This window comes from Pseudobutyrivibrio ruminis HUN009, assembly GCF_000703005.1.
Lineage (GTDB): Bacteria > Bacillota > Clostridia > Lachnospirales > Lachnospiraceae > Pseudobutyrivibrio > Pseudobutyrivibrio ruminis_A.
Genome location: NZ_JNLH01000001.1, coordinates 1,662,306 through 1,681,653, shown reverse-complemented (window position 1 = coordinate 1,681,653; position 19,348 = coordinate 1,662,306). Strand labels below are relative to the sequence as shown.

Sequence of the window (19,348 nt, the reverse complement as noted above, 5' to 3'; positions counted from 1 at the left end):
TCAAGTATAACATGGAATATACTAAAATACAACCCCTGTTTTGCCATCAGACTCTTCTACTTCTTCTGAATCCTCCATTGTCTTCAGACGGCCAAAGAAATCTTCCAGCTTATCCATAAGTTCTTTTTTATCTATGGATTTAAGTATATAGTCTTCTGGCCCTAAGCCAACGGCTCTTATAACCATATCTCTATCGCTCTTGCCAGTCAAGAACATTACCGGAATATTTCTAGAGCCTGGATCTTCTTTTAACATTCGAAAAACTGTAGGGCCATCCATTGATGGCATCTCACAATCTAATAAAATCAAATCTACATTCTGCGAGTTGTCCATCAACCAGTGAATAGCCTTTGTTCCAGCATCAAGCATAGTAATCTGATATCTGTCCTTCATCCATTCGTGAAGCATTCGCATATATGTAGTGTCGTCATCAACTATTAAAATGTGGTGCTGTCTTGCTGGTTTGATTTCTCCCCCTAATGCTTTTTCCAAAGTCTCCATCAAAGCATCCATATCAACAGGCCTATTAAACCATCCTACAATTGCCGATTTAGGGATGATTTCTGTAGCCTTTTCATACTCCGCTTCTTCACCTACAAGTATAAGCAAACGTTCCTGCTCCAAGCATAGCTTCCTCATTTCATTTAAAAAATCTTCTCCGCTTGGAGTATAAATCTCATCATCCAAATAGTAGATTATTGGCTCACTCTCATCAATAGCCTCCTCAATCTGAAAAATACTTGGACGAACTGGCACTCCTTCTATTCCCGATTCCTGCAGCTTTTTTTGAATTCCCATTACTGAAAAGCTGGACTTTGAACTGATAATTGCAACTTTACTTTGCTTTTCATTAGAAACTCCGTAATCCATTAGTTACCCCCATTGTTAAGCATATTTTTAGCCAATCCAACAACACCCTCATAATCAAGCTTCTGCAGAAGCTCTCGCACATGTTTCATTTCCGATTCTACATTCTCTGGCATCTCGTATTCATCCAATGAATCTATAACCATCTCCGTAGATGTGTAATCGCAGACACTTGCCATTTCTATAATTGAATAAATAGCATCCTTCAATTCCCCTGCATCCAATTTTTTCTTTGTTTCTTTAACCTCTTTGTACGAATTCTCCAGGCTTAGATATTCTCTTATTAATTCCTTATGATGAGATTTTATATAATCCCAATCATTTTCGTTTCCTGCTTTCTCTAAAGCCTCAGCTTTACTTGATATGGACATTTCGCCTATCAATCTGGCTGTACTCTTCAGTCCATGAACCTTGATAGTGTAATTTTTAATATCCTCCGCTTCCAACAAACTATCCAAATTCTTTGCTGTTTCTTGAATCGTGGATACAAAGATTTTAATCAAAGCCTTTCTTTCATCATCATTTACTGTTAGTGATTTATTATTCTTAATATCGCTAATGGATTTCTTTACTATCTTTTCTGCCGGAACATATTTGGTTAAAACCTGTTCCAATGCTTCTGCATCTATTGGCTTAGTCAGATAGTCGTTAAATCCCTTTGATATATAAAAGTCTTTAGCTCCTGCGATAGCATTTGCCGTCAAAGCAATTACTGCCGTGGACTCATCTATCATTTGTCGCTTTTTCAAAATCTCCAGCGTTTCTACGCCATCCATATCAGGCATCATATGATCCATGAAAATGATGTCGTAATGCTTCTCTTCTATCCTGGTAACGGCTTCCGGCCCGGATTCTGCCAAATCAGGAATAAAATCATAAACCTTCATAAGATTCTTTGCCACCACAAGATTCATCTCGTAGTCATCTACAACAATGATATTTGCCTTCGGCATAGATGGATAAGTGTACTTGTTTCTACGCCTATAGCTGCGTTTAACGCGTTTTCTATAGTCACCCAAAGGCTCGTCATTAATGATTCCCTGTCTGATTACAAATGAAAAAGTAGAACCCTGGCCATACACACTCTCCACCTTAAGGTCACTTCCCATAAGTCTCAATATTTCTATTACAATCGGGATTCCAAGACCTGTGCCCTCAATATTTCTATTGCGTTCCTCTTCTATTCTCGTAAATGAGGCGGACAGCTTTTCCATGTCCTCTGGCTTGATACCTATTCCCGTATCCTGCACACTTACCCCGATATCAATTGCTCCATCTTCCCTTGATTCTTCCCATATATTAAGGGTTATTACACCTACTTCAGTGTATTTTACTGCATTTGTAAGCAAGTTATTAATAACCTGCCCCAATCTAACATCATCCCCCAATAATGTGGTTGGCAGGTTTGTATCTACATTTACCTCCATTCTCAAGCCCTTGGATTTAGCTCTAGTCGCAACAGATGTTACAAAACCATTTATCATTGTGGCCAAATCATACTCTACCTGGATTATATCCATCTTGCCTTCTTCTAGCTTTGAGTAATCCAAAATACTATTTACCTGGGCAAGCAAAGCCTTTCCGGCCTGTTTAACATTTGTTGCATACTCTACAATCTGCTCGTCCGAGCTTTCCCTAATAATCATTTCGTTCATACCAAGGATAGCATTAATAGGTGTCCTTACTTCATGTGACATACTAGCAAGAAACTGACTTTTTGCCTTACTTGCCGAATCTACAGCATCCAACTGACGTTGCATAAACTCATTCATGCTATTTATTTCTTTTATAACATTCTGTGCAATTTTCAGTGCCACAATAATGGCTAATATTAAAAAAATGGAAAAAACAACGATTAGTTTAATGAATTGATTTCTACTAAGCGTGCCGTCAGAAATGACGGCAACTGAAGCTAGTAGTGCCCCCACTACAATAAATAATGCCACTGTTACAATTAAAATCATTTTAATGTAAACAGATTTCATACCTCACCCCATAAGTATATCCATCACCGCTTCATATACCTGATCACTACGTACCTTCCAATTGTTGCATAGTGTTTCAGCCTGCTCCTTTGAGCCTACATGAAAGCTTAAATCCATGGTCGGAACATCGTTTTCCGTAATACGAAGCTGTACCACATAGCCACCCCTATCGGCTTTGAAGTACGTTGCCTTGTAGGAATTCTCTTCCTTCATGGAAATGGAATTGACCTTGAGATATTTGTTAATATCCTTTGAAAGAGCTGGAGAAATCTTTTCTTTGAATAGCTCCAAGGTCTTCACGCCATCATCTGTAATTGAATAGGTCGTATTATTATGATTAGTTTTCGAAAAAATCAGCCCTGCTTCCTCATCGTCGCTGATGGCTTGCTGGGCTGTGAAATAATCAGTCAAATCACCTTCTAAAAAGAAGTCTGTGATTTGACTGTTGCTAAGCGGGAAACCACTACGATGTAATAATTCTAGTATTGTAATCTTGTATATTAAATTTGGTTCTGCCATGATTTTCCTCACTAACTACTTATAACTTATTTGATTTAAACCAATGCTTTAATTGCATTTGCTACTGCTACTGCAACACGTGGATCAAAAGCCTCTGGCAAAATGAAATCATCGCAAAGATTCTCTTCATCCACAAGACCGGCAATAGTTTCTGCTGCTGCCAATTTCATTTCTTCTGTGATTGCTGTAGCTCTCGCTTCAAGGGCGCCCCTAAAAATACCAGGGAATGCAACTACATTGTTAACCTGATTAGGAAAATCAGAACGTCCTGTACCAATTACCCTAGCTCCTGCTTCCTTTGCTTCGTCAGGCATAATCTCTGGTGTAGGGTTGGCCATAGCAAAAAGAATCGAATCCTTTGCCATAGATGCAACCATTTCCTTTGATACAATACCCGGAGCTGAAACACCAACAAAAATGTCCGCACCAACTAAGGCATCCTTAAGTGTACCAGTCTTATGTGAAAGGTTCGTGACGTTAGTCATTTCTTTTTGCATCCAATTAAGATTTGGATAGTCCGGACCAATGATTCCTTCCCTATCACACATTGTGACATCCTTAAATCCATATCTAAGAAGAAGCTTTGTAATGGCTATTCCTGCAGAACCTGCACCATTAACTACTACCTTGCAATCTTCTTTTTTCTTGTTAACTACCTTTAACGCATTGATAATGCCAGCAAGTACAACAATTGCTGTACCATGCTGATCATCATGAAATACTGGAATATCAAGCTCCTTTTTAAGACGCTCTTCGATTTCGAAGCAACGTGGAGCAGAAATATCCTCAAGATTGATTCCACCAAATGTTGGAGCAATAGCCTTTACTGCAGCAACTATTTCGTCTGGATCCTGAGTATTTAAAACGATAGGAAATGCATTAACACCACCGAACTCCTTGAACAATACGCACTTGCCTTCCATAACTGGCATTGCTGCAAGTGGTCCAATATTTCCAAGGCCAAGGACAGCAGAACCGTCAGATACAACAGCTACTGTGTTTGCTTTAAGTGTGTAGCTATATGCTGCCTCTGGGTCTTCAGCAATGATACGGCATGGAGCTGCAACACCTGGTGTGTAAGCAATCGACAAATCCTCTCTGCTTTTAACTGGTGCCTTTGCACATGTCTCGATTTTACCGTTCCACTGCTTGTGTAAAAATACCGCTGTTTCGTCTACTGATGCCATGATTTCCCTCCTTGAATATCAATTGAATTAGATAACTCTCTTACGAATAATCATATCGATATATTCGTCATTGCTCTTTGTGTGAGCAAACATATTAAGAATAGTTTCAACGGCGTCTTCTTTTCTAGCACCATTGATTGCTTTTCTCATAATTTCCATTGCATCAAGCTCTTTTCTTGAAAGAAGAAGGTCTTCTCTACGAGTACCAGAACCTGTGATATCAATAGCTGGGAATATTCTCTTTTCTGAAAGCTTTCTATCAAGAATAAGCTCCATGTTACCTGTACCCTTGAATTCCTCGAATACAACATCGTCCATCTTGGAACCTGTATCTACAAGTGCTGTAGCAAGGATTGTAAGGGAACCGCCTTCACGCATGTTTCTTGCAGCACCAAAGAACTTCTTTGGCATGTGAAGAGCTGCTGGATCAAGACCACCTGAAAGTGTACGGCCTGATGGCTGTACTGTAAGGTTGTATGCGCGGGCAAGACGTGTGATAGAATCCAAAAGAATCATAACGTCCTGGCCATGCTCTACTAATCTCTTAGCTCGCTCAATAACCATTTCTGAAACACGCTTGTGGTGTTCTGGACTCTCATCAAATGTTGAATAGATAACCTCAACATTTTTGCTGTTTCTCATAGTGTCCTTCATATCGGTAACTTCCTCAGGACGCTCGTCGATAAGCAAAATGATAAGGTGCATATCTGGATGTGAGTAATTAACTGATGTAGCCACTTCTTTAAGAAGTGTTGTTTTACCTGCCTTTGGCTGGGAAACAATCATACCACGCTGTCCCTTACCAATTGGGCTAACCAAATCAACGATACGCATCGCTACTGAGCTGCGCTGTCTTTCAAGACGAATACGTTCATTTGGGAAAATAGGTGTTAAATCTTCGAAATTAGGGCGCTTGCTAGCTCTTGAAGGATCGTAACCATTGATTGAATCTATAATCATAAGAGCAGCGAACTTATCTGTAGGGTTGTTGAAACGCTTCTTACCTATGATAATATCGCCTGTCTTAAGGTTAAACTTTTTGATTTGTGACTGACTAACATATACATCGTCTGTACCTGGCATGTAGTTGTCACATCTGATGAAACCAAAGCCGTCGCCCATTACCTCAAGAATTCCACTTGCTGGAATAAGATTGTCCATTGGGATATCTGCTGGAACCTCTGTCTTGTCTGCCTTCTCAGATTTTTCAGCCTTCTCTGGTCTCTCCTGTCTTTCTGTTCTTTCTACCTTTTTTGGTCTTTCAGCCTTTTCTACTGGCTCTGACTTTTCTGCAGATGCAGCTTCATTCTGCTTGTCAATTTCGTCCTGTGCAAGCATAGCTTCTACCAAATCTGCTTTTTTCATTGCTGATGCGCCTTTTATTCCCCTAGCTTTTGCTAAGTCGCGCAAAATTGTTACTGATAAACTTTCATATTTTTCTCTCATCTAACTCTCCTTAATAAAATGAAAAACGTCATGGAAATAAAAGTCGAATCGACTATCGAATAACTTTGATGATAGTTGCATTATATAACCAAAATCTTCATCTGTCCATAACTTTATTTTAGGCCAAGCGCTCTAGCTTAGGCTCAAAGAATTCCTCTAATTTGTTGATTGGAACTGGTGCTGCGTATTTATATCCCTGGATATATTCGAATCCTAGACCAATAGAAAGTTCAGCCTGTTTGTTGTTTTCAACACCTTCTACAAGTACTACTAATCCATGGCTCTTAAACACATCAACCATATTTTGAATCAATCTAAGCAAAATAGGGTCATCCATTGATTTATATAGTAAGCTCTTATCGAACTTAATTGTTCTAAATGGTAAGCTGACAATTCTTTCAAGGTTAGAATAACCTGTTCCAAAATCGTCAAGATAAAAATGTACACCTGCGGCATTAAACTCTTCCATGTTGTGACTAATTGCTTCGATTTCGTCACTGGTCATAGATTCTGTCATTTCAAGACGAATTCTATCGCATGTAATGCCATTATTTTTGATGATATCAATCAATTCATCATGCAGGCAATAATCCATAAACTCTGAAAGTGAAACATTTACAGATACAGCTTCAAAATTGTAGTAATCCTGAATCTCGTAAATCTTTGCACATACCTTGTTAAGAATAATTCTTGTAAGAGTATGAATGCATCCCACCTTTTCAGCCAAAGGAATAAATATATCCGGTGAGATTAATCTGCCATGAACCTCAAGACGCATCAATGCCTCAGCGTTTTGATAATTGTTGTTTGTAACATCGAAAATAGGCTGCACATAAACTTCAACTCTTGGGTCCAATAAATCGTCCTTGTTTCTAATGTCAACAATAACTCGCTCGATTTCCTTCTGTTCCATGCAAATATTGTAATCAGAAAGTGTCGCCTCATAGACTCTCACTTTCTTTTTAGCTGCCTTGTCGAACAAGAAGTTAGAATATGCGTCAAGTGTCTGTAAATCGCACTTTTCCAAATCATTTTTTATAACAACCATTCTGTATTCAGGGCTGTTTGAATATTCCCAACTCGACATAGCCTCTTCAAGGTCTTTCTTAACAAGCTCAATTGTCTCTCTTGTGATGTGCTCGCTATTATTTGGGAAAATGATGCCATATGTAAACTCATTGATAGAGTAAACTCTAGCGTTTGGGTTGTGTTGTTCCAGGTTTCTAATCTGTGCAGAAATTCTACGATTTGCTATATACATAAGCTCATAGTTATCTACAACCTCAAGACGAGGGAACTTAATATAGATGAAACCAATATGCTTTCCGTTTTTACTCTTCTTTTGAAGCGACAAAAGATGAGCTTCGAAAGCCTGCTTATTTTGGCAGCCTGTCACCTCATCGTACAAAATGCTATGGAAAGTAATATAGCAAAGCATAAATGGAACTACATATGTAACACTAAGGATTACATACTGTGGCTGTATCATTTGAATAACAAGTGTAAGTATTTCAAATGGTACAAATATGAATATAAGGTTCATGAGAACTCTTGGGATTTCATTTCTATTCTGAAAGGTGGAAAGAACGATAAGCACAACATCCAAAAGTGCAAACCATACATTGACATAAAACCATTCAGTGAATTTGTATGCTCCATCAATAACAGTTACATAACTATCAGAGATAAATACTCCTCCTACAACAACCATGTAAATTGCGATGAAGACAATAACAACAACATTTAACGTATCTAAATTTTCTCTTTGCTTTAAACTAAGCAAATGTATATATGAAAACAATAAAACTAGAATTCCAAGATAAGTAACATAATAGAACAACACAGTCATTCTAAAAAGAAATCCTTCTAAGGCTGTATCAAAGCTTAAAAGGAAAATAGAAGCCATGTGCAGAACAATATTTGCCAATGATAAAATCTGGCCATAAAAAACAACGGAAAGGACAGCGGTCCTCCTTGGTTTGGTGGCCACTGTCAAATAAAGCATCACAAGTGCTATTAATAAGTCTACTCTCTCTGCTGCAATATTAAATCCGTTGATTAACATAACAAAATTCTGCCCTTTAATTTATATTTTGCTTATTCCTGTAGAGATTCCATGATAGGTGGTATAAGCTGTTTCTTTCTTGAAACTACACCATCTAAAATGTAACTATCTGCAGCAACAGGCATTCTAAATGCATCGGCAATTATTTTGTCAGCCTCCCCGCCAACGAATAGAAGCTCTGTTGATTCATTAAGAATATCAGTAAGCATTACGAATACAGCATTTAAATCTGATGATTTAAGTACTGAATCCATGTATTTTCTGATTTCATCCTTAATTGAATTGAGCTGCCCCTTCGATACTGAACTTACTTGGGCAACTCCAAACTTTATGTCCCCGCTAGTAAAGATTTTGTAATCCTGATGGAAAATCTGCTCAGCTGTACGGTCTCTAAAATCGCTTCCTGCTTCAAACATAGAAGTTGCAAGCTCTGTAACATCAACACCAGCAATCTTAGCAAGCTCTCTTGCTCTTTCTTCGTCTGTTGGTGTACATGTTGGTGACCTGAACATTAAAGTATCTGAAAGGATTGCTGAGCAAAGTACACCAGCAATTTCCTTTGGAATTTGTACTCCTCTTTCCTTGAACATCAGCGATACGATTGTGGCTGTAGAGCCAAGTGGCTGATTTCTGAAAAGAATTGGTGAAACAGTTTCAAGTGAACCAAGTCTGTGGTGGTCGATGATTTCAAGTACCTCTGCCTGATCAATACCATCAACTGCCTGAGACTTTTCATTGTGGTCTACTAAGATAACCTTCTTCTTTTGCATATTTAAAAGAAGACGACGTGAAACCATTCCAATGTAATGTCTGTTTTCATCGAGGATTGGGAAATCTCGATGACGAACTGTTTTCATAACTTCTCTAACATCATCTACATAATCATCTAATTCAAAGCTGATAATGTCTTCCTTCTGCATGAACTGACGAATAGGCATTGACTGATGAATAAGACGAGCAACTGTAAATGTGTCGTACTCCGTAGTGATAAGCACTACCTGATGATCTATAGCTGCCTTTTCAACCTCTGGATCTACTGATGAAGCGCCACAAACTACTAAGCAGCTACATCCAGCTTCGATACAGATGAGCTGACGAGCTGTGATATTACCAACAATCACAAGGTCATCTCTGCTGATATCTTCTTTAAGATCCTCTCTGTTGTTTGATGCAATAACTACAGAACCTTTTACAAAATATGCGTGTGGATTTCCTGTAACAAGGCGTCCACTAAGTGTACTAATAATGTTTGAGTACTGTGTACGTGCTCTTGAAAGGATGCTATTGTCGTATACATCCATGTATGAGTACGCAATATCTCCGTTTACGATTACACCTTCAAGCTTGCCTGTCTTTGCAATAACTGGAAGTGTAACAACATCTCTCTCAAGCATGATTTCCCATGCCTTCTTAAGAGAAATATGACCATCAACGCCCTCGAGCTGTCTGTACTCAATATCCATGAGCTGTGCTCCAACGTCTGATATTGTTTCTGGCTCCTGAACGCCAAAACGGTCTAATACGTAACGAGTCTCCTTATTGAGCTCGCCCGCTTTCTTTGGTATATAATTTACTCCTGTGCCAAGTGCATTTTTAAGGTATGCATATCCTATAGCGGCACAAATACTGTCGGTATCAGGGTTCTTGTGTCCGATAATAAAAACTGAATTCGGCATAATCCCTCCATCTATTCTATCTTAAAATAATCCTATCGAGAGAATAAGTGATGCAATAGATACCCCCATTGTTAATACAAGCAAAACAATAACTACAACCGAAAGCTTCTTTAATGAGCTGTAATGCTCAACTGCCTTAACAGCCTGCTCTTCGCTGTTGTCGTGTTCTTTTAATAAATCCTGAATCAAACGATATAAATGAACTGATTCTGAGTGCGTTTTCTCGGAAAGCTCGTTTTGAATATTATCTAAACCATCTGATACATTTTTAAGTGTATCCTGAAGATTTCTATTGTGGGTCTCGTAGGACTCTTGATTATCACTCACTTGGCCCTTAATGTCAATCTCTAATTGATCCATGTTGTTTTTAACAACCTGCATCATACGGTCTACCTGAGTTTCTACATCAGCAACAAGGCTGTCTGCCTCCTGCTGCTTTCTAGAAAGCTCTTCCTGTAGCTTAACATTAATTGCTTCTTTCTCTCTAACTAAAGCTTCTAACTCTGCAGCCTTACGCTCTTTCTGAGCAATGAGTTGCTGTAGCTGTGTTGCCTTCTCGCGGAATGCATCAATCTGTTCTAAAAGTAAATCTTCTCCGTTGTCAACAACTGGCTGTGCAACAGGCTTTTCAGCTGCTCCCTCTACATTAATGTTTTCCATAGCACTCTCCTCCTATGTTAAAATGTAAACTTGTCTGCAAAATATGCATCCAAATCTGCAATCGCAATTCTTTCCTGCTCCATAGAATCACGATGACGAATTGTAACCATATGGTCTTCTTCTGAATCAAAGTCATATGTGATACAGAATGGTGTTCCGATTTCGTCCATACGACGATATCTCTTACCGATTGTTCCTCTGTCGTCAAATTCGCAGTTGTATTTCTTTGAAAGCTCTGTAAATACCTTTTCAGCGCCTTCGTTAAGCTTCTTTGAAAGTGGAAGCACACCAATCTTTACTGGTGCAAGAGCTGGGTGGAAGTGAAGAACTGTACGAACATCGCTCTTTCCATCCTTACCAACCTCTTCCTCATCGTATGCTGCGCAAAGGAATGCAAGAACAACACGATCAGCACCAAGTGATGGCTCAATTACGTATGGTAAGTACTTTACGTTTGTCTCATCATCGAAGTATGTAAGATCCTGACCAGATACGTTCTGATGCTGTGTAAGATCGTAGTCTGTACGGCTAGCGATACCCCAAAGCTCACCCCAACCAAATGGGAATAAGAACTCGATATCTGTAGTACCTGTTGAGTAGAATGAAAGCTCCTCTGGATCGTGGTCACGAAGTCTCATCTCATCTTCCTTTATGCCGAGGCTTGTAAGCCAATCACGACAGAAGCTTCTCCAGTACTGGAACCACTCATCCTGTGTACCAGGCTTGCAGAAGAACTCAAGCTCCATCTGCTCGAACTCACGAGTACGGAATGTGAAGTTACCAGGTGTAATCTCGTTACGGAATGACTTACCAATCTGGCCGATACCAAATGGAACCTTCTTTCGAGATGTACGCTGAACATTCTTGAAGTTTACGAAAATACCCTGTGCTGTCTCAGGACGAAGGTAAACTGTGTTCTTTGCATCCTCAGTAACACCCTGGAATGTCTTGAACATAAGGTTGAACTCACGAATATCTGTGAAGTTGTGCTTACCACATGTAGGACATGGAACGTTGTTGCTGTCGATGAATTCCTTCATCTCCTCTTTGCTCCAGCCATCAACTGATGACTTAAGCTCGATGCCCTTTTCAGCTGCAAAATCCTCGATGATTTTGTCTGCTCTAAATCTTTCGTGACATTCCTTACAATCCATAAGTGGATCTGAGAATGAACCAAGGTGACCAGAAGCAATCCATGTCTGTGGATTCATAAGAATCGCACAATCAACACCTACGTTGTATGGATTTTCCTGAACGAATTTCTGCCACCAAGCTTTTTTTACGTTATTCTTGAGCTCAACGCCAAGATTGCCGTAATCCCATGTATTAGCAAGACCACCGTAGATTTCGGAACCTGCATATACAAAGCCTCTTGCCTTGGCAAGAGCAATAATTTTGTCCATTGTTTTTTCCATGATTATGTTCCCTTCTAATATTATTCCAAAGTATATATAACATATACTAAATCTGAAGCATCCTCATTCCCATCAGCTTGGGAAATTGTAACTGTGTCAGCTTCTACCAAATCAACATTGGCATTTGATATATATGTAATTGTGCCAGGCACAACAACAGTAACGTTTTCTTTGATGATTGCTACCTGCATTCCTGCAAATAAGCTTTCAGTATCAACCACCTGCGCTTCCCCTACTACATTATCAGCTACAGTTGAAAAAAGCTCACCAAAATCGTAGCCAGCGGAAACTGCATCTTCGTAAGAAGCATCAAAAGTTTCATAAGATGTGAAAGCTGTGTAGCAATCAGCATCCTTATATGTAGTTTTGATGTAGGCTTCGTCCCCTTTAACAGAAAGCTTGTTTAGCTTGATTGCTTCCTCGCCATAGGTTTCATTGAAGCTGTCAATCAAATCATTTGTGTAACTTTTAAGCTCTGATTTTGAATATGTATCTGTGTCAAAATCAATCACTTCTTCAAATACGACTTGTCCATTTTTTTGGAATGTAATGGTAGAAGTGTCGGCTGTATTGCCTGAACCAATCAGCCCACCTAATAATTTTACAATAAGTGTAATGAGAAGTGCAAAAATACAAAGGCAAATCACACCTAAAATAATGCGATTGCGCATCACTTCGCGCTGTCTTCTTTTCCTACGGGCTTCCTGAAGCTCCTTAGCAGCAACTCCCTGTCTGGTAGGACTGTTTGCACTATTACGACTCCGCATGCCAGAACCCTGGCGGGGTCTGTTATTAGTCATAGAAATTCCTCGCTCTTATATTTATGCGACCTATAGTTTAATCTATAGCCGTCTAAAATTCTAGTTAATTCTTCTTCAGTTTCCTCATTCAACACAAAAGTATACAACTTTTCAATGGTTGAGGAAACAATAAATTGCATTGTATACAGTGTTGAGCTGGAAATATTTGAACCAGATTCCAAATTTGCACATTCTTTGCAAAGCATTCCATGTCTTTTCAACGAAAAGGCTGTTAAATTTTCTTTTTTTCCACAACATGTGCAATTAAATACATTAGGATATTCACCATCGATTACCCAAGTCTTTAAATCGTAGATATTTTTTAGAAGTCGATGGCTGAATTTGCCAGATTCCAAAGCTTTCAAGCTCTGATATAAAAGAGCTAATCTGTTTCTTTCATCCATTCCCTCTACCGAGAGAAAATCTGCAACTTCCAAAAAATACGAGCCCAGGCACACCTTATCGTAATCCAAAACCAAATCTCTGAAATAATTGGAGATGTTTGCTTTGCTTATATGATAGGAATTTCGGCCTTCAAAGGCATCAAACACACCAAAGCAAAATGGTGAACACGCAGCAACTAGCGGATTATTCGGCCTTCTTGCTCCTTTTGCAAATGCAGTGATTCGCCCTGCTTCCTTTGTAAGAATAACCAGACGCTTATCAAATTCGCCAACATCAGAGCTGGAAAGCACTAATCCTGTCAGGGTAACCAGTCCCATTTATCCTAAATCCTCTTTCTTGTAACCGAAAGTCTTTAAATCGTACTCGCTTTCTCTCCAATCCTTTTTAACCTTAACAAAGAGCTTAAGATTAACCTTTGCTTCAAGAAGCTTTTCGATTTCGTAGCGAGCATTTGTGCCGATTTTTTTAATCATTGCGCCGCCTTTGCCAATAATGATTCCTTTGTGTGAGTTTTTCTCGCAAACAATTGTCGCTTCAATGTCCCACATTGGACGCTTACCTGGACGCTCCTTCATGGAATCAATGAGAATTCCAATTCCGTGTGGAACTTCGTCATTTAATGCGTGAAGAGATTTTTCACGAATGATTTCTGCTGTGATTTCTCTAAGAGTCTGATTTGTAACAGTCTCTGAATCATAGAAGGCAGGTCCCTCTGGTAAATATTTAAATATAGTAGAAAGAAGATCCTCGCAGCCTTCTCCATGTAAAGCAGAAACTGGAACAACCTCAACAAAATCACATAAATCCTTAAAGGCTGAAATTGTCTCTCCTACTTTTACACCATCAGCCATGTCAATCTTGTTGATAACCAACATTACCGGAGCCTCAACTGTGGATAAAAGCTCAGCAATTTTCTTATCTCCTGCTCCGACCTTTGTATCAGGCTCTACAAGCCAGAGGATTAAATCAACATCGTTAATTGTGCTTTTAGCTGCAGACATCATGTATTCACCAAGCTTATTTTTAGCCTCGTGCATACCTGGTGTATCCAAAAATACGATTTGACCCACTTCCTCATCTGTATAAACAGTTTGGATTCTGTTTCTTGTTGTCTGTGGCTTGTTACTTGTAATAGCAATCTTCTGCCCAATTATATGATTCATCAAAGTGCTCTTTCCTACGTTAGGACGACCAACTATAGTAACAAAACCAGACTTAAAATTATCACTCATTCTTTATTACCTCTTACCTCTACTCCGCTGGTTACATCTACAAGCCTTCAGTTACGCTCTCAAGCCTAAGATATTGCCTTCGTCGACTAACACGTCTCCTACAGCAACACTTAGAGCTTGATAGCTACTGAAATGCTTGTAAAGTACCAGCTCATCTAACTAATATAAATTCTCTACTACGGTAAATAGCTCCGCATTCGCTTCCACCACGGATTCGTTTCCTACAACACAGATGTAGCGTTGTGACATAGCTGCATCTACTGGATCAGCTAAGGCTCTGATGTCCTCTACCGTAGCATCTAAGACTTCATCCCTAGTGCGTTGCAAATCCTCGTAGCTGATGCCGGAAATGTAGCAGTTCAATCCACGAAGGCCGCGCTGAGAAGGTGTAAGTGGTGTATCCATACCACTTATAGTACCAATAATGTACTTTGTCATATCTCTATCGTCGGCATCAAAGTTTCTAAGATATTCTCCTGTCTCTTCAAATACCTTGAGTGTCTCAGCAAGATTTGGATCACGATATGATACAAATACCATATCTCCCTGACGGCTTGAATTCATGTTGCAGCCATATGCACCACCCTGGACACGAACCTTTATCCAGAAGTAGTCATAACCAAGAATTGTATTGAGAAGCTTATAGCTTCCGTTGTATTTATATCCTGATTTAACAAAATCGCCAGCCATTGCTACATACTGAATCTGTGAAGCATCCTTAAGGGCCTCCTTTACTGGATGAACCTCAAACTCATTATCTCCCTCGAAGGAAAGCTTTTCCTGAGAAAGCATAGGTCTGATTTCATTTACAAGCCTTCTTGCCTGATTCAGTACCTCTGTCTTACCAGTAGATGATATTATCAATCTATCCTTTGCAAATATTGTTTTGCACATTTTATTAAGTTTAGATATAATTTCATCTTTTCTATCATCAAAGTTCTCTTCAAGGTCTACCAGAAATCTATAGAATCGAACTCCATTTGCCAAATCTGAAATATTGGCCTTCTTTGAGAAACCGCATCTTGCTCTAGTAGCAGCCACCTGGTTACCTCTTGAATTGAGAAGTGATTCCATGTGGGATTTCTCTGCTACGATAAGCTCCTTTAATCTCTTTTCATCCGAGAATATGGTATTGCATATCATTTCCATTGCAAGGTCCTTTGCCACATCCGCTTCTTCATAAATGAATTTCGAGCGAACCTCAAAGGTGATGCGATATTTATCATGCTCGCCAAACACTTCATGCACAGCTGTTGTAGTAGTGATACCACCAGTATGAAGATACATTTCATTAGTGTAATCAGCATATGTATAGTGCTTTGTATCCATCAATCCTATGAATCGTTCCAATAATGATACATATGGAATATCTGATAATGTAATATCGCTGATATCGAAAACCATATTGAAATAATGGATTCCATTTGTACTAACCTTGTGATGAAGGATTGTTGTTCCATCCTCATCATAGACCGCCAAATCTATAGGACGAGCTTCTCTTGTAAGGTCGAATCTGGAAAGCATAGGTATCTTTGCCAAATCCTCCTTTGAACTAGGAGTCTCCTGATATTCCTTCAGATGAGCTGTATGTTCAACAATCTGTTTGATTTCTTCCTTTGAAAGAGTTGCCTTTTTAGCAGCAAGCTTTTCTTTTAATTCATTGTCATCTGCTGCTGTAAGTCCCTGCTTTGGTCTAAGAGTAACGATAGACTTATGATTATTTGAAAGTAGATAAACATCTGCAATATAATCGAAAAGTCCATTATTAACTCTCGTTTTAATTTTATCTAATACTTCAACAGCGTGTAAATGAAGGAATGGTTGGTTTTTATCATATAACCAGCTATCAAGAAGCTGAAGTCCAATGATAAGCCCCTTTGGAGCGCTACCGAAGTCTAGCTCTCTAGCTCTAAACTGTTCACCATTTATAGCAGCAAAAAGAGTCTTTTTATCAATACCCTTTTTAATCTCGTTTTGAAGTGTAGTTTCGATAATGTTAACAAAGCGGTCTCTATCCTCTTCGTTCGCGCCACGTGCCACTACTGAAAAATACATCTGGCGCTGAGATGATTCAAACGAACACTCAACATCCTCTGCAATATTTGCATCAATAAGTGCTTTATACAAAGGTGCGCCTGGTGCCGAAACAAGTGCATAGTTTAATATATCGAAAGCTCTATACATGTTTGGATCAAGAACATCGCCTATACAAACATTGTAAGAAAGATAAGCATTGTTCTTTGTGTCCTGGTCTGCTGCGATTGGGTAATCTACCGTGACCTCAACTGGCTTATCAAAGGCAGGCTGCATGTTAATCTCTGAATCTACCTCTAGATAATCGTAGTGACGAAGATATTTGGTATCTAAATACTCAAGCAAATCATCGATATCCACATCACCATAAACATAGATGTATGAATTGCTTGGATGATAATACTTGCTGTGGAAGGCAAGGAAATCCTCATATGTAAGAGTTGGGATAACCTTTGGGTCACCGCCTGATTCAATAGCGTAAGTTGTATCAGGGAAAAGAGAATTAAGAATCTGGCGTGAAAGCACATCATCAGGTGATGAATATGCTCCCTTCATCTCGTTGTATACAACACCGTTGATTGTCAGGTCGCTGTCCTCATTTTCCATTTCATAATGCCAGCCCTCCTGCTCAAATATCTCGCGATACTTGTAGATATTTGGGTGAAAAACTGCATCCATATATACATCGATAAGATTCATATAGTCAGCGTTGTTTGTGCTGGCTATAGGATAAACTGTCTTATCTGGATATGTCATTGCATTAAGGAAAGTGTTTAAGCTTCCCTTTACGAGCTCTACAAATGGGTCCTTTACAGGATATTTGTCTGAGCCACAAAGTACTGTGTGCTCAACGATATGAGCCACACCGGTAGAATCCTTTGGTGGAGTTCTAAAACCTATGTAAAATACTTTGTTTGTATCATCGTTTGAAATAAAACAAATTCTGGCTTTTGTTTTCTTATGTTCAAATATGAAGCCAAGGGAATCTAATCCCTCAAGCTTTTCCTCTTTTAGTAATTCGTATGCCTTGTTCAAATTAATGCCTTTCTATTGTGTGATATGTACATCTAGCTGATTGTAACAAATCTCGATTCCAGATTTATCAAATCTATTTTTAATTTCTTCTAGTGTATCCCATTTGGTGGTCCAATAATGGTCTATATCCACTGGAAATCTCAAACCAATCTGTACAGCACTATCTCCAAGCTCTGCTACAAAAACCTGAATAGGAGAAATCTCCAATCTGTGCTCAGCCTTTTCTGCAATGTCCTGAAGGATTTCTTTTGCCTTTGCGATATCTGAGCCGTAGCTGATACCCACTGTTTCGTTAAACAAACGATAGCTTTGAGCTGTGCAGTTTGTAAGTGATGCAGCCGAAAGTGTTCCATTTGGAATTTGAACCAAACGGCCATCTAGCATCTTTAGAGTAGTATAGATGATGTTGATTTTATCAACTGTACCTTCCTGCCCTGAAGCATGCTCAATAATGTAATCCCCAACTCTAAATGGATGCATAACAAGGATAAGTATGCCACCTGCAAAGTTTGACAAAGCGCCCTGTAAAGCAAGACCTATTGTAACCCCAAGGCCTGCAACAGCTGCAGATATTGATGTAGTTGTAACACCAAATAAGCCGAGAATAATTGTCAGTAGAATTATATAAAGAATCCATCTAAGAACAGACTCAAGAAATGTCTCCACGCCTGGATCCACCTCTTTGAGGTTCATAGCCTTATGAAAAACCTTGATGATGCCTTTTATAATGCGAGTTCCAATGATAAAAACTATAAGCGCAAGTACTGCACTCCAAAAGAAGCTCCAAAACTTTGGTATCATGGCTTCAAGCTGTTGTTGAAGCACACCAGACTGTATGTCTTCCACTAGTTCGTCCGCTGTAACTGTCTCTACTGTGTCCATAACACCCTCCATTTATTTACAATCTGTTATATTGTATCATATTTACTGACATGAAAAAAGCGGCAGGAACTCCTGCCGCCTCAAAGTAATATAACTATTAACTAGTCATATTTAGAAATATCATGCTTTTCTTTTATTACCGCTCCAATTGTTAGAAGTATTAACAACAATCCAAGTATTGCAATAACCATTGCTGTTCTCTCTAGAACATCAAACATTTTTTCTGTTTCACCAGCTTTAGCAACATCTTCATCATCAATGTCTATGACATCTGCAGCTGTAGGTGTTTGAGTATCTTCGATTGCAACTTCATTATTTCCGTTGGCTGCTTCATTATTCCGGTTTCCGCCTGCTGCACCGCCAGCTTGATTTGTGCCATTTCCATTTGCTGCGCCACCAGCCTGGCCATTGCCTGCCACTTCTCTTACTGCCGCTGGAACAAATTGATAGGTCATTTGGCCTTCACCTTCAACCACGCCATATGATGTGGAAGTGGTTGTATTATAGATTGTCTGGCCACCAGATGATGCCTTAGTATATGTAAATACAAATTCGTCATTTTCCTTTAAGCTTGTAGTATGAAGATTTAAGGCGTTTGGAATATATCCATCGATATATTTATATGGAACATATACTTCATCACCAATGGCTCCGTAAAAGGTATTCTGCTGAGCAAGTGCATTTCCTGCGCTATCCAAATACTTAACTGTATATGGAACTACCGCGCCAACTCCATAAGCTACAACATAGGAATTGTCTTTTGTAACTGGGAAAGTAGATTCAGAGACAACATCGTTTGATCCACTGATTCTCATTCCCTTTACATAGTACTTATCGTTTGAATCATCAGATATTTCCACTGCTGATTTAGGGTTGAAGGAAATCTGGTCATTATATTTAAGACCCTTGATTGTAACCGAATCCTTATTTGACGAAACAGAAACCTCACCACTTGCACTTACAATTGTCAACGAATCTGACATATCTGAAACAAAAGCTGCTCCTATTTCCTCTGTGCCACCACGAATTATACTTATTTGATATGTGTACTCTTCAGCTCTCACCCAAATAGGCGAAATAAGAGAACATAACATGGTCATTATTAAACTAAATCCGAATAATCTTTTTAATTTCTTCATA

At 39.1% G+C, this 19,348-nt stretch carries 15 protein-coding genes; all 15 read right to left on the bottom strand.

Features of this window, described 5'->3' with window-relative positions; all coding sequences use genetic code 11:
• Window positions 1-21: 21 nt before the first annotated feature.
• On the bottom strand, window positions 22-870 hold the full coding sequence (locus BO15_RS0107575) for a response regulator (protein ID WP_033153788.1): 849 nt from the start codon (window positions 868-870) through the stop codon (window positions 22-24).
• A complete protein-coding gene (locus BO15_RS0107570) occupies window positions 870-2,852 on the bottom strand; it encodes an ATP-binding protein (RefSeq protein ID WP_052169834.1) in 1,983 nt (660 codons plus the stop codon). Before BO15_RS0107570 ends, BO15_RS0107575 begins: the two co-directional genes overlap by 1 nt.
• Window positions 2,853-2,855: 3 nt before the next feature.
• Entirely contained in the window at window positions 2,856-3,371 is a 516-nt protein-coding gene (locus BO15_RS0107565; protein ID WP_033153787.1) for a DUF4364 family protein, read from the bottom strand.
• Window positions 3,372-3,406: 35 nt separating this feature from the next.
• Window positions 3,407-4,558, bottom strand: coding sequence for an NAD(P)-dependent malic enzyme (locus tag BO15_RS0107560; RefSeq protein WP_033153786.1), 1,152 nt, complete (start codon window positions 4,556-4,558; stop codon window positions 3,407-3,409).
• 27 nt (window positions 4,559-4,585) lie between these two features.
• Window positions 4,586-6,004 carry a transcription termination factor Rho gene (gene rho, locus BO15_RS0107555; RefSeq protein ID WP_033153785.1) on the bottom strand — a complete coding sequence of 473 codons (1,419 nt, stop codon included), beginning with the start codon at window positions 6,002-6,004 and terminating at the stop codon, window positions 4,586-4,588.
• A gap of 118 nt (window positions 6,005-6,122) precedes the next feature.
• Window positions 6,123-8,069 carry an EAL domain-containing protein gene (locus BO15_RS13190; protein WP_052169833.1) on the bottom strand — a complete coding sequence of 649 codons (1,947 nt, stop codon included), beginning with the start codon at window positions 8,067-8,069 and terminating at the stop codon, window positions 6,123-6,125.
• Between the two features lie 32 nt (window positions 8,070-8,101).
• Window positions 8,102-9,745: a putative manganese-dependent inorganic diphosphatase gene (locus BO15_RS0107545; protein WP_033153784.1), complete on the bottom strand. Its 1,644-nt coding sequence runs from the start codon at window positions 9,743-9,745 to the stop codon at window positions 8,102-8,104.
• A 21-nt stretch (window positions 9,746-9,766) separates the two neighbouring features.
• Complete coding sequence (locus tag BO15_RS0107540; RefSeq protein ID WP_033153783.1) at window positions 9,767-10,405, bottom strand: hypothetical protein; 639 nt, start codon at window positions 10,403-10,405, stop codon at window positions 9,767-9,769.
• A 17-nt stretch (window positions 10,406-10,422) separates the two neighbouring features.
• A complete protein-coding gene (locus tag BO15_RS0107535; RefSeq protein ID WP_033153782.1) occupies window positions 10,423-11,820 on the bottom strand; it encodes a glycine--tRNA ligase in 1,398 nt (465 codons plus the stop codon).
• 20 nt (window positions 11,821-11,840) lie between these two features.
• Complete coding sequence (locus BO15_RS0107530; RefSeq protein ID WP_033153781.1) at window positions 11,841-12,620, bottom strand: hypothetical protein; 780 nt, start codon at window positions 12,618-12,620, stop codon at window positions 11,841-11,843.
• Entirely contained in the window at window positions 12,617-13,342 is a 726-nt protein-coding gene (gene recO / locus BO15_RS0107525; RefSeq protein WP_033153780.1) for a DNA repair protein RecO, read from the bottom strand. Before recO ends, BO15_RS0107530 begins: the two co-directional genes overlap by 4 nt.
• Window positions 13,343-14,257, bottom strand: coding sequence for a GTPase Era (era, locus tag BO15_RS0107520; RefSeq protein WP_033153779.1), 915 nt, complete (start codon window positions 14,255-14,257; stop codon window positions 13,343-13,345).
• Window positions 14,258-14,416: 159 nt separating this feature from the next.
• Window positions 14,417-17,326: an insulinase family protein gene (locus tag BO15_RS0107515; protein WP_330372009.1), complete on the bottom strand. Its 2,910-nt coding sequence runs from the start codon at window positions 17,324-17,326 to the stop codon at window positions 14,417-14,419.
• Window positions 17,327-17,338: 12 nt separating this feature from the next.
• Complete coding sequence (locus BO15_RS0107510) at window positions 17,339-18,208, bottom strand: mechanosensitive ion channel family protein (RefSeq protein WP_033153777.1); 870 nt, start codon at window positions 18,206-18,208, stop codon at window positions 17,339-17,341.
• A gap of 101 nt (window positions 18,209-18,309) precedes the next feature.
• On the bottom strand, window positions 18,310-19,347 hold the full coding sequence (locus BO15_RS0107505; RefSeq protein ID WP_033153776.1) for a MucBP domain-containing protein: 1,038 nt from the start codon (window positions 19,345-19,347) through the stop codon (window positions 18,310-18,312).
• Between the last annotated feature and the right edge of the window lies 1 nt (window position 19,348).